The organism is Kluyvera sp. CHPC 1.251, from assembly GCF_036759945.1.
In the GTDB taxonomy this organism is placed as follows: domain Bacteria; phylum Pseudomonadota; class Gammaproteobacteria; order Enterobacterales; family Enterobacteriaceae; genus Kluyvera; species Kluyvera sichuanensis.
Genome location: NZ_JAPKIC010000009.1, coordinates 75,608 through 87,935 on the forward strand (window position 1 = coordinate 75,608; position 12,328 = coordinate 87,935).

Genomic DNA, 12,328 nt, shown 5'->3' on the forward strand with positions numbered 1-12,328 from the left:
ATTATTGTGAACAAAAGGAAAAAATGAGACCCCATTTTTGTCTGGCTGCAATCCCGGGCGTCGCGTTGCCCGGCCGAGCAACGCGACGCCGGGTAAAACTTATGCGCGGGTGGCGATCAGAATCGCGGACGCTTTGATAAGCGCAATCGCGCGGCTGCCTTTCGCCAGCTTCATCTCGCTCTGGCTTTCGTTGGTAACCACGGCGACAATCTCAAAGCCGGCGTCGGTTTTGATATGTACGGTGGCGTTCACCGCGCCTTCGGTAACCTGAGTGACTTCACCGGCAAACTGGTTGCGGGCGGAGAACTTCAGACCGCAGTCTTCGGTTGCCAGCGTGACCCATGGGGCTTTAATCAGGGCAATGGCTTCCTTCCCATTGACCAGGCCCAGCGCTTCTTTACTGCTGTGGGTGACAATCGCCACCAGCTTTGCGCCGCCCGGCAGGGTCAGTTCGATTTCGTCGTTGACCGCGCCGGTGGAGACTGCGCTGATGGTGCCTGTTAATTGGTTACGTGCTGAAACTGCCATACGATACTGCCTCCATTCACTCGTTATTGAATCAGAGGTCAGTATAGCCACAGTTTTTACATTAACGTATCTTTATCAATACCCAGGCGTTTCATTCTTGAGAGCAATGTCGTGCGCTTAAGCCCCAGACGCTGCGCCGCACCTTTCGCCCCGGCCACTACGCCGTTGGTCTCTTTCAACACCCGAACAATCAGCTGATATTCGTCCTCTCCCTCTTTCGGTGCTTCCGCCATCGGTAGTGGCATCGGCTCCGGTGGCTCTTCGTGGGCAAAGGTCAGCTCCGGCAGAGAAAGTTGCAGCACGCTGCCGCGGGTCAGCAGCACCGCACGCTCAATCACGTTTTCCAGCTCGCGCACGTTACCCGGCCATTCCATCTGGCTCAGGGTACGCAACGTTTCCGCCGGAATGCTGTCGATGTTGCGCCCCAGACGGCGGGCGATTTTAAAGGTGAAGGCTTTGACCAGCAGCGGAATATCTTCCGGGCGCTCGCGCAGTGGCGGCAGATGGATCGGGAAGACGTTCAGGCGATAGTAAAGATCGCTACGGAATTCGCGATCCAGCACCATCTGTTTGAGATCGCGGTTGGTAGCGGCGATCAGGCGTACGTCAGTCTGGATCAGCTTATTGCTGCCGAGGCGTTCGAACTCCTGCTCCTGCAACACGCGCAGCAGTTTCGGCTGCAGCTCCAACGGCATATCACCCACTTCATCGAGGAACATGGAGCTTTTATCCGCCAGCTCAAAGCGGCCAATGCGCTGGGCGCTGGCACCGGTAAACGCGCCGCGCTCGTGGCCGAAGAGATCGCTTTCCAGCAGGCCAGCCGGCATTGCCGCGCAGTTCATCTTCACCATACGGCGGCTGTTACGGCCGCTTAGATTGTGGATGGCGCGAGCAATCAGCTCTTTACCGGTGCCGGTTTCGCCGAGGATCAGCACGGTGCTGTCGCTTGGCGCCACCATCTCAACCTGTTTGAGCACGTTGAACATCGCTTCGCTGCGGCCGATTATCTCGCCAAACTCGCCGTCAACGTTGTTGAGCTGCTCGGTCAGCGCGAGGTTCTCGTCCACCAGACGCTCTTTCAGACGGTGTATTTCCTGATAGGCGAGGGCGTTATCGACGGCAATAGAGACGCGTTCGGCAATCTGCTTGAGCAGCTTGAGGTTGGCGGCGCAGAATACTTTTTCATCGCACTGGGCAAGTTTCAGCACGCCGAGCATTTTGTCGCCGGACATCAGCGGCAGCAGGCACAGCGTCTGAATTTTATCGTCCCACATTTCAAACAGCTGGCGTTCGTACGGGGCCAGTTTGTCCTGTTCGTGGAGATTGAGCTTGAGCATCTCCTGGCTCTTAAACACGCGTTCGGTCAGCGTGCCGGATTCGTTCACTTCGCTCTGATCGTGTACCGGATCGTTGACGTCAATATAGTGCGTCGAGTAGATGTTCAGCTTGCCTTTGCGGTTGCCGCGCAGCACCACGCTGATGGCGTCGATATTGAAGTAGTAGTGGATCTCTTTGGCCACCGCGCCGACCAGATCGTCCATGTCGAGGCGCGACAGCACGGCGTTGGTAATCGCCACCAGAATACGGAAATTATCGCGCTCGCGGCACAGCAGATCGTAATCGACGTTGTTGGTCACCCGGCTTTGGATCTGCTCGGTGACGACGGCAACAATCTGGGTAAAGGTATGCAGGCGCTGGTACTCTTTTTCGCTCCACGGCTGGTCGTTCTGGCGGATAAACTCGCAGCCGCCGAAGATGCGTCCTTCCGCCGCCAGCGGTAGCAGACAGTAGTGCCCGAACGGCGAGTAGAGCCCGCTGTGGGCCAGCTGCGGCCAGGCTTCATGGAACTCGCTGTAGCTGCAGTGCAGGGCGTCGGGGCGAGACAGCAGTCGTCTGACCGGGCCGTTTGCCAGCGTGCTATCGTCTTCATAGGCAATGGGTTTACCCGCTTCATGCGTGGCGTGGTAGCCCGCGCGGTGGTTTCCCGGCTGCAGCAGGATGATCGCCGCGCTGTCCGCTAGCGCAGATTGTTTTGCCAGCTGCGCCAGCGTTTCGCTGAGTGCGGCCAGATCGGGTTGTTGGAGAAGAGTCCGGGTGATATCAAACAGCCCTTGCTGGCCGAGATCGCCCATCGGTGTATACGACATGTAGCTTGCCCATAAATGCACCGCAGTGGGTGCGATCGCCAAAAGCCTATCCCGTCATCATACTGACGGGGATAAGCTCTAATAATAATAATAAATTTCAGACCTTGAGCGGCCTGTTAACAGATTCGTGGCAGCGGTTCGGCGTGAGGAAGATCCAGCGTGCGTTTCACGCCGTACAGCCCGGCTACGCGAACCCCGCGGCGTTCCGTGACTTCGCCAATGATAGCGGCATCACGCCCCAGCGGATGGGCGCGCAGTGCGGCGAGCACTTCATCGGCTGCCTCGCGGGTCACGCCGATCACCAGTTTACCTTCATTTGCGAAGTTAAGCGCGTCAAGCCCTAATAATTCGCACACGCCGCGCACCGCGTCTTTCAGCGGAATATGTTGTTCATGAATTTCAACGCCGTGGCCGCTGGTGGCGGCAAACTCATGGGCCACCGCGTTTACGCCGCCGCGAGTAGCATCACGCAGCGCTTTCACGCCAGCAATCGGGCGCAGGCTCTGGATAAGCGGAGTCAGCACCGCACAGTCGCTTTGCAGTTCGCCGTCAAGGCCAAGCTGTTCGCGCAGGTTGAGGATGGTCGCGCCGTGGTCGCCGAGCGTGCCGCTGACAATCAGCAGATCCCCCGGGGTGAGCGTTGCCGCGCCCCAGTGAATATCGGATGGGATAGCGCCCATTCCAGCGGTATTGATAAACAGCTTATCCGCTGCGCCACGACCCACGACCTTGGTGTCGCCGGTCACAATGGCGATATCCGCTGCTTTGGCCGTCTCCGCCATGCTGTTGACCACCGCCTCCAGCGTCTCCATCGGCAGCCCTTCTTCAATAATAAAGCCGCAGGAGAGGTAGCGTGGCACCGCGCCGCTCACCGCCACATCGTTGGCGGTACCGCAAATTGCCAGCTTGCCGATATTGCCGCCGGGGAAGAACAGCGGGTCAATGACGTAGCTGTCGGTGGAGAAGGCGAGGCGGTCGCCGTGGGCGGTCAGCGAGGCCAGTGACAGACGCGCCTGATCTTCCTGCTCTGCCAGCCAGGGATTAGCAAAGGCTTTCATAAACAGGCTGTCGATCAGCTGCTGCATCGCCAGACCGCCGCTCCCGTGCGCTAACTGAATACTTTTCATGCTTCTGCCTCCTGACTGCGATATTGATACCAGGCGGCGCAGGCGCCTTCCGACGACACCATCAGCGCGCCAAATGCGCTCTGCGGGTTGCAGGTGGCGCCAAACAGCGGGCACTGATGTGGTTTGCAACGGCCGGTGAGCACGTCGCCGCAGCGGGCGCGCGGATCGTCACAGACGCGCTGCGGCTGCGGTTTGAAATGCGCTTCCGCGTCGAACGCTTGATAGTCTGGCGTCAGTTGCACACCGGAGTCGTTGATTAACCCCAGGCCACGCCATTCGCTGTCGCCCTTGACCGCAAACACCTCGGCAATGGCGTTTTGCGCAAGCAGGTTGCCATCGTCCGGCACCACGCGACGGTACTGGTTTTCGACGCAAGGCGCGGCGGCAATTTTCTGCTCCACCAGCATGTTCACGCCCTGCAGCAGGTCAACCGGCTCAAAGCCCGCCACCACCAGCGGGCGCTGATAGTCGCTGGCGATAAAGCCGTAGGCGTGGGTGCCAATGACCATGCTGACGTGGCCAGGTGCCAGAAACGCATCGATACCGTTGTCCGGTTGGTCGAGCAGACTGCGCAGCGTTGGAATAAGCGTAATGTGCTGGCAGAAAAAGAAGAAGTTGCTGACCTTCTGCGCCTTCGCCTGTTGCAGCGTGATGGCGGTGGTCGGCATGGTGGTTTCAAACCCTAAGCCGAAGAACACCACTTTACGATCCGGGTTCTGCTGCGCCAGCTTTAAGGCGTCCATCGGCGAATAGACGATACGGATATCCGCACCGCGTGATTTCGCCTGCATCAGCGAGCCGTTTTTCCCCGGCACGCGCATGGCGTCGCCGAAGGTGCAGAAAATCACCTCTTTATGGCTGGCGATTTCAATACAGGTGTCGATGCGCCCCATTGGCAGTACGCACACCGGGCAGCCCGGCCCGTGGATAAATTCGATGTTCTCCGGCAGCAGCTGGTCGAGGCCGAATTTGAAAATTGCGTGCGTATGGCCGCCGCACACTTCCATGATGCGCAGTGGGCGTTCAGCGGTATAGGCCAGATGCTGCGCCCGGCTTTTCAGGTGGGCAATCAGCTGCATCACCTGCTCGGGCGCGCGGTACTCATCAACAAAACGCATTACCGTTCCTCGCCAAAAAGCAGCGCGCCAACGTCTGGCTCGACTTCAAACATATTTTCCAGCGCCGCGAGAGTATCGCGCGCCTCTTCTTCGTTGATGATGCTCATGGCAAAGCCCACGTGCACCAGCACCCACTGGCCGATGCGCGACTGACCGTTTTCGTCCACCGCGCCGACCAGCGTCAGGTCGACGTCGCGTTTAATCCCGCACACGTCCACCTTCGCCTGCACGCCATCAATGGCAGAAATTTGTCCCGGAATGCCTATGCACATCGCTGCGTCTCCAGCCAGTTCAGCCAGCTATCCATGCCTTCGCCGCTGGTGGCGGAGAGCAGGATGATATCAATATTAGGGTTCACTTCGCGCGCGCAGGCGAGGCACTTCTCAACGTCGAAGTTGAGGTACGGCAGCAGGTCAACTTTGTTGAGCAGCATGACCGACGCGGCGGCAAACATATGCGGGTACTTCAGGGGCTTGTCTTCACCTTCGGTGACCGACAGCACGGCGACTTTGTGGCGTTCGCCCAGATCAAAGCTCGCCGGGCAGACCAGGTTGCCGACGTTCTCAATAAACAGAATTCCGTTGCTCTCAAGCGGTAGACGCGGGGCGGCGTCGGCAATCATCTGCGCATCAAGGTGGCAGCCCTTACCGGTGTTGACCTGAATGGCCGGCGTGCCGGTGGCGCGGATACGCGCGGCGTCGTTCACCGTCTGCTGGTCGCCTTCGATAACGGCGCAGGAGACGCGGTCTTTCAGACGCATCAGGGTTTCGGTGAGCAGGGTGGTTTTACCGGAGCCAGGGCTGGAGACCAGATTCAGCACTAGCTGTTCGCGGGCGGCAAAGCGTGCGCGGTTACGGGCGGCAATCTGGTTGTTTTTATCCAGCACGTCGATTTCGACTTCCAGCATCCGGCGCTGGCTCATGCCCGGCGCGTGGGTGCCCGCTTCGCCGTGGCCATAGTGCAGGTCGCCGTTGTCCGCGGCCTGCGGTTCAAATTCTCGGGTTCTGACGCCGGTAATGGACATTGCCGGACGGCCTGCCGGGGCGAAAGGCGCGCTGCGGAACAGCGAGTGCGGGTTACGTTCATCGCCCTCTATATAGAGGTTGCCATCGGCACAACCACAGGTGGTACACATACTTTACTCCTGATCAATTTCAATTCGCTGAATCTGTAAACCGTCGTCGGCGACGATGCGCAGGTTGTCGCTATGGCACTGCGGACAACGGCGCACGTGAACTGACACGAGCTGAACATACTGCTGGCAGGATTCACACCAGCATTCCGCCTCCTGTTCCTCGACGTGCAGTGTACAGCCTTCAGCCAGCGTGCCGCGGCACACCAGATCAAAACAAAAGGTCATTGCGCTCGTCTCTACACAAGAAAAAGCGCCGACCTTCATCCAGACGCCGGTAACGCGCTTCGCACCGTTTTGTATCGCCTGTTGTTCGACAATTTCCAGCGCTCGCTGGCAGAGCGTGATTTCGTGCATAACGCCTCCTGGTACATCACTCGCAGGAGTAATGCAATAACGGTGCCAGAGATGAAATATGGGGCGTAAAGACTGTCGATGACGATGTCACACTGACGAAATGACATGTCATTACGGCAGTGTCATTTCGCTAAAATCAAATGAAATCAATTATTTAAAAACATGGCATGAAAAGTGCTTAGGAGGCTTGTTTCTATTAACCGGGTAACCGACATGACTATTTGGGAAATTAGCGAGAAGGCCGACTATATCGCCGATCGTCACCGCCGCCATCAGGATCAATGGCGTGTCTACTGCAACTCTCTGGTTCAAGGGATTACGTTGTCCAAAGCGCGTCTGCATCACGCTATGAACTGCGCACCGGAGAAAGAGCTGAGCTTCGTGCTGTTCGAGCACTTCGTGGTTTCCGTGAGCCTGGCCAGCGGCTTTAACAGCCACACCGTTGAGTACGTAGTTGAAACCCGCGACGGCCTGAATAAACAGTGCGTGGGCAGCGCCGAGATGAGCATGAACGGCTTTATTGACGGCACCGTCAATATCCGCGACCGCGAGCAGGTGCTGGAACATTACCTGGAAAAAATTTCGCCGGTATACGACACCCTGTATGCGGCGCTTGAAAGCGACAGCCCGGTGAGTTTCAGCCAGCTGGCACAAGAGCCTCAACGGGCTTCTCACGCTTGATTATCGGTGTGTCGACGGGTGTCGAAATGACACTTGCTCTGCATGATTTCGTCAAAAATGACTGTCACCTGAGGAAGACCTGGTGAATCGTTTTGTAATTGCTGACTCTACCGTTTGTATCGGTTGCCGTACCTGTGAAGCGGCCTGTGCGGAAACGCATCGCCACCACGGCCTGCAATCTATGCCGCGGCTTAGAGTAATGCTCAATGAAAAAGAATCCGCGCCACAGATGTGTCACCACTGTGAAGACGCGCCGTGTGCCGGGGTTTGCCCGGTAAATGCGATTACCCGCGTCGATGGCGCCGTACAGCTGAACGAAAGCCTGTGCGTTAGCTGCAAACTGTGCGGCATTGCCTGCCCGTTTGGGGCGATTGAATTTTCCGGTAGCCGTCCGCTGGATATCCCGGCCAACGCCAACTCGCCTAAAGCGCTGCCTGCGCCGCCGGCTCCGGCTCGCGTCAGTACGCTGCTGGACTGGGTGCCTGGCATCCGCGCCATCGCGGTGAAATGCGACCTGTGCCACTTCGACGAAGAAGGCCCGGCCTGCGTACGTACCTGCCCGACCAAAGCGCTGCATCTGGTGAACAACATGGACATCGCCCGCGTCAGCAAACGCAAACGTGAGCTGACCTTCCATACCGACTTAGGCGATTTGACGCTGTTCCAGGCGCAACAAGGAGAGGCGAAATGAGCGTCATGACGTTGATTAATAGCGCAGTGGCCTGGTTTGCCGCCGCCGCCATGCTGTCCTTTGTGCTGTCATTTAATAAATCCCTGAGCGGTTTCGTTGCCGGTATCGGCGGCGCGCTGGGCAGCCTGTGTGCAGGTCTGGCGGGCGTTCAGGTGCTGGTTCACGGTTTCCCGGTGATGGGCAGCCTGTCGCTGGTGCACTACACCGTGCTGGTCTCCCCGCTGAACGCGGTATGGCTGATTGCGCTCGGCCTGTGCGGCCTGTTTGTCAGCCTCTACAACATCGACTGGCATCGTCATCCGAACGTCAAAAGCAACGGCCTGCTGATTAACATCCTGCTGGCGGCTGCTGTCTGCGCGATCGTGGCGAGCAGCTTCGGTTCGCTGGTGGTGATGGCGGAAATCATGGCGCTGTGCGGCGCGTTCCTCACCGGCTGCGCCTCCTCCGGCAAGCTGTGGTTTGCGCTGGGCCGTCTGGGCACTATTCTGCTGGCGATTGCCTGCCTGCTGCTGTGGCAGCGCTACGGCACGCTGGATCTGGTGCTGCTGAACGAACGTGCGCAGATGCTGCCAATCGGTTCTGACATCTGGGTGCTTTGCGTGATGGGCTTCGGCCTGCTGGCAGGGATTATCCCGCTGCACGGTTGGGTGCCGCAGGCGCACGCCAACGCCAGCGCCCCGGCCGCTGCGCTGTTCTCTACCGTGGTAATGAAAGTGGGTCTGCTCGGCATTCTCACCGTGTCGCTGCTGGGTGACGTTCAGCCGCTGTGGTGGGGCATTGCGCTGCTGGTGCTGGGTATGATCACCGCGTTTGTCGGCGGTCTGTACGCACTGATGGAACATAACATTCAGCGTCTGCTGGCGTACCACACGCTGGAAAACATCGGCATCATCCTGCTCGGTTTAGGCGTCGGCGTGACCGGCCTGGCACTGCAGGAGCCGGTGATGGTGGCGCTGGGTCTGACCGGTGGTCTGTACCATCTGCTCAACCATAGCCTGTTCAAAACTACGCTGTTCCTCGGCGCGGGCTCGGTCTGGTTCCGTACCGGCCACCGCGACATCGAGAAGCTGGGCGGTATCGGTAAACGTATGCCGATGATCTCCCTGGCGATGCTGGTTGGCCTGATGGCGATGGCTGCGCTGCCGCCGCTGAACGGCTTTGCTGGCGAATGGGTTATCTACCAGTCCTTCTTCAAGCTGAGCACCAGCGGGGCGTTTATTGGTCGTCTGCTGGGGCCATTGCTGGCCGTTGGCCTGGCGATCACCGGCGCACTGGCGGTGATGTGTATGGCGAAAGTCTACGGCGTGACCTTCCTTGGCGCACCGCGTACTAAAGAGGCGGAAAACGCCTGCTGCGCGCCGCTGCTGATGGCGATCAGCACCGTGGTGATGGCGCTGCTGTGTATCGTTGGCGGCGTTGCCGCGCCGTGGCTGCTGCCAATGCTGAGCGCCGCCGTGCCGCTGCCGATGGCTACTGCGCATACCGTGGTGTCCCAGCCGATGATTACCCTGTTGCTGATTGCCTGTCCGCTGCTGCCGTTCATCATTCTGGCGCTGCTCAAAGGCAACCGCCTGCCAAGCCGTTCCCGCGGCGCGGCGTGGGTCTGTGGTTACGACCACGAACAATCCATGGTGATCACCGCGCACGGTTTCGCGATGCCGGTGAAACAGGCCTTTGCCCCGGTACTGAAGCTGCGTAAGTGGCTGAACCCGGTCTCTCTGGTTCCGGGCTGGCAGAACGCGGCGGCGCCGCTGCTGCTGCAACGTCTGGCGCTGGTTGAACTGGCGGTGCTGGTCGTGATTGTCATCTCTCGAGGAGCCTGAACATGACGTTCCTATTTGCTGTACTGCAGGCGCTGGTGCTGTTTGCCGTGGCGCCGCTGCTGTCTGGTATCACCCGCGTGCTGCGCGCACGGTTGCATAACCGTCGCGGGCCGGGCGTGATGCAGGAGTATCGCGACATCATCAAACTGCTGGGCCGTCAGAGCATTGGCCCGGATGCCTCCGGCTGGGTCTTCCGCCTGACGCCGTTTGTGATGGTCGGCGTGATGCTGACGATTGCGACCGCGCTGCCGGTGGTGACCGTCGCTTCCCCGATGCCGGGTCTGGGCGACTTGATTACCCTTATTTACCTGTTTGCCGTCGCGCGCTTCTTCTTCGCCATTGCCGGTCTCGACACCGGTAGCCCGTTCACCGCCATCGGCGCAAGCCGTGAAGCGATGCTCGGCGTGCTGGTGGAGCCGATGCTGCTGCTGGGTCTGTGGGTTGCTGCGTTGGTTGCAGGCTCTACCCATATCAGCAATATCACCAACACCCTGTACCACTGGCCGGTCAGCCGCAGCATTCCGCTGGCGCTGGCCTTCTGCGCCTGCGCCTTCGCCACCTTTATCGAAATGGGCAAACTGCCGTTCGATTTAGCGGAAGCGGAGCAGGAGCTGCAGGAAGGTCCCCTGTCTGAATACAGCGGCAGCGGCTTCGGCGTGCTGAAGTGGGGCATCAGCCTGAAACAGCTGGTGGTACTGCAGATGTTTGTTGGCGTCTTCATCCCGTGGGGACAGATGACCAGCTTTAGCGTTGGTGGTCTGGTGTTTGCCGTGATTGCCGCCATCGTCAAGCTGGTGGTTGGCGTGCTGATTATCGCGCTGTTCGAAAACAGCATGGCGCGTCTGCGTCTGGATATTACCGGTCGTATCACCTGGACCGGGTTCGGTTTAGCCTTTTTAGCCTTCGTCTCCTTGCTGGTGGCGTGATAAGAGAGTTTTGAGCATGTCTGAAGAAAAAGTGGGTCAACACTACCTCGCTGCGCTGCACCAGGCCTTCCCGGGCGTGGTGCTGGACGAAGCCTGGCAGACCAAAGACCAGTTAACGATTACCGTGAAGGTGAACTACCTGCCGGAAGTCGTCGAGTTTCTTTACTACCAGCAGGGCGGCTGGCTGTCGGTGCTGTTTGGCAACGACGAACGTAAACTGAACGGACACTATGCGGTCTACTACGTGCTGTCGATGGAAAAAGGCACCAAGTGCTGGATTACCGTGCGCGTCGAAGTCGACCCTAACACCCTCGAATACCCGTCCGTGACGCCACGCGTTCCGGCGGCGGTCTGGGGCGAGCGCGAAGTGCGCGACATGTACGGCCTGCGCCCGGTGGGTCTGCCTGACGAACGTCGTCTGGTGCTGCCGGATGATTGGCCAGACGAGCTGTACCCGCTGCGTAAAGACAGCATGGATTACCGTCAGCGCCCGGCACCGACCACCGATGCCGAAACCTACGAGTTCATCAACGAGCTGGGCAGCAAGAAAAACAACGTCGTGCCAATTGGCCCGCTGCACGTGACTTCCGATGAACCAGGCCACTTCCGCCTGTTCGTTGACGGCGAGAACATTATCGACGCCGATTACCGTCTGTTCTATGTCCACCGTGGCATGGAAAAACTGGCGGAAACCCGCATGGGTTACAACGAAGTCACCTTCCTGTCCGACCGCGTGTGCGGCATCTGCGGCTTTGCCCACAGCACCGCCTACACCACCTCCGTCGAAAATGCGATGGGCATCGTGGTGCCGGAACGTGCGCAGATGATCCGCGCCATTCTGCTGGAAGTTGAGCGTCTGCACTCGCACCTGCTGAACCTCGGCCTGGCGTGCCACTTCACCGGTTTTGACTCCGGCTTTATGCAGTTCTTCCGCGTTCGTGAAGCCTCCATGAAAATGGCGGAAATTCTCACCGGCGCGCGTAAAACCTACGGTCTGAACCTGATTGGCGGCATCCGTCGTGACTTCCTGAAAGACGACATGATCCAGACCCGCCAGCTGGCGCAGCAGATGCGTCGCGACGTGCAGGATCTGGTGGATATTCTGCTGAGCACCCCGAATATGGAACAGCGCACCGTGGGTATCGGTCGCCTGGATCCAGAAATCGCCCGTGACTTCAGTAACGTCGGCCCAATGGTTCGCGCCAGCGGCCACGCCCGTGACACCCGTGCCGATCACCCGTTTGTGGGCTACGGTCTGCTGCCGATGGAAGTACACAGCGAGCAGGGCTGTGACGTTATCTCCCGCCTGAAAGTGCGTATCAACGAAGTGTTCACCGCGCTGAACATGATTGATTACGGCCTCGATAACCTGCCGGGCGGCCCGCTGGCGGTGGAAGGGTTCACCTATATTCCTAACCGTTTCGCGCTGGGCTTCTCTGAAGCGCCTCGTGGCGATGATATTCACTGGAGCATGACCGGCGACAACCAGAAGCTGTACCGCTGGCGCTGCCGCGCAGCGACCTACGCCAACTGGCCAACCCTGCGCTACATGCTGCGCGGCAACACCGTTTCCGATGCGCCGCTGATTATCGGTAGCCTCGACCCTTGCTACTCCTGTACCGACCGTATGACCGTGGTCGACGTGCGTAAGAAGAAGAGCAAGGTCGTGCCGTACAAAGAGCTTGAGCGCTACAGCATCGAGCGTAAAAACTCGCCGCTGAAATAATTGGGGCATTGCGTGGGGGATTCCCCCTCACCCCGACCCTCTCCCCAAAGGGGCGAGGGAGGTTCTGTTCCC

The 12,328-nt window shown here is 59.1% G+C and carries 12 protein-coding genes; 5 read left to right on the forward strand and 7 right to left on the reverse strand.

From position 1 onward, the window contains the following. Nucleotides 1-99 precede the first annotated feature (99 nt). The 7 genes from V6940_RS17295 to hypA all read right to left on the reverse strand — a co-directional run bounded on the left by V6940_RS17295 (nucleotide 100) and on the right by hypA (nucleotide 6,409). Nucleotides 100-528 carry a TOBE domain-containing protein gene (locus V6940_RS17295; RefSeq protein ID WP_123650573.1) on the reverse strand — a complete coding sequence of 143 codons (429 nt, stop codon included), beginning with the start codon at nucleotides 526-528 and terminating at the stop codon, nucleotides 100-102. Between the two features lie 56 nt (nucleotides 529-584). Continuing rightward, nucleotides 585-2,675: a formate hydrogenlyase transcriptional activator FlhA gene (gene flhA, locus V6940_RS17300; RefSeq protein WP_333496685.1), complete on the reverse strand. Its 2,091-nt coding sequence runs from the start codon at nucleotides 2,673-2,675 to the stop codon at nucleotides 585-587. A 116-nt stretch (nucleotides 2,676-2,791) separates the two neighbouring features. After that, nucleotides 2,792-3,802: a hydrogenase expression/formation protein HypE gene (gene hypE, locus V6940_RS17305; protein ID WP_333496686.1), complete on the reverse strand. Its 1,011-nt coding sequence runs from the start codon at nucleotides 3,800-3,802 to the stop codon at nucleotides 2,792-2,794. Next, nucleotides 3,799-4,920, reverse strand: coding sequence for a hydrogenase formation protein HypD (gene hypD / locus V6940_RS17310; protein ID WP_333496687.1), 1,122 nt, complete (start codon nucleotides 4,918-4,920; stop codon nucleotides 3,799-3,801). Before hypD ends, hypE begins: the two co-directional genes overlap by 4 nt. Continuing rightward, nucleotides 4,920-5,192, reverse strand: coding sequence for a HypC/HybG/HupF family hydrogenase formation chaperone (locus V6940_RS17315; RefSeq protein WP_035892574.1), 273 nt, complete (start codon nucleotides 5,190-5,192; stop codon nucleotides 4,920-4,922). The genes hypD and V6940_RS17315 overlap by 1 nt, the downstream gene beginning before the upstream one ends. Continuing rightward, nucleotides 5,183-6,055 carry a hydrogenase nickel incorporation protein HypB gene (gene hypB, locus V6940_RS17320; protein WP_333496688.1) on the reverse strand — a complete coding sequence of 291 codons (873 nt, stop codon included), beginning with the start codon at nucleotides 6,053-6,055 and terminating at the stop codon, nucleotides 5,183-5,185. The genes V6940_RS17315 and hypB overlap by 10 nt, the downstream gene beginning before the upstream one ends. 3 nt (nucleotides 6,056-6,058) lie before the next feature. Beyond that, complete coding sequence (gene hypA, locus V6940_RS17325; RefSeq protein ID WP_185668044.1) at nucleotides 6,059-6,409, reverse strand: hydrogenase maturation nickel metallochaperone HypA; 351 nt, start codon at nucleotides 6,407-6,409, stop codon at nucleotides 6,059-6,061. 213 nt (nucleotides 6,410-6,622) lie between these two features. Here hypA and hycA point away from each other — a divergent pair, with 213 nt between their 5' ends. From hycA to hycE, 5 genes are all read left to right on the forward strand, one after another. Next, nucleotides 6,623-7,090: a formate hydrogenlyase regulator HycA gene (gene hycA / locus V6940_RS17330; RefSeq protein ID WP_185668045.1), complete on the forward strand. Its 468-nt coding sequence runs from the start codon at nucleotides 6,623-6,625 to the stop codon at nucleotides 7,088-7,090. 82 nt (nucleotides 7,091-7,172) lie between these two features. After that, nucleotides 7,173-7,781, forward strand: coding sequence for a 4Fe-4S dicluster domain-containing protein (locus tag V6940_RS17335; RefSeq protein ID WP_185668046.1), 609 nt, complete (start codon nucleotides 7,173-7,175; stop codon nucleotides 7,779-7,781). Beyond that, entirely contained in the window at nucleotides 7,778-9,604 is a 1,827-nt protein-coding gene (hycC, locus tag V6940_RS17340; RefSeq protein ID WP_333496689.1) for a formate hydrogenlyase subunit 3, read from the forward strand. The genes V6940_RS17335 and hycC overlap by 4 nt, the downstream gene beginning before the upstream one ends. Before the next feature lie 2 nt (nucleotides 9,605-9,606). Next, nucleotides 9,607-10,530, forward strand: a complete 924-nt coding sequence (locus V6940_RS17345; protein WP_333496690.1) for a respiratory chain complex I subunit 1 family protein — start codon at nucleotides 9,607-9,609, stop codon at nucleotides 10,528-10,530. Between the two features lie 16 nt (nucleotides 10,531-10,546). After that, nucleotides 10,547-12,256: a formate hydrogenlyase subunit HycE gene (hycE, locus tag V6940_RS17350; RefSeq protein WP_333496691.1), complete on the forward strand. Its 1,710-nt coding sequence runs from the start codon at nucleotides 10,547-10,549 to the stop codon at nucleotides 12,254-12,256. The last annotated feature ends 72 nt before the right edge of the window (nucleotides 12,257-12,328 follow it).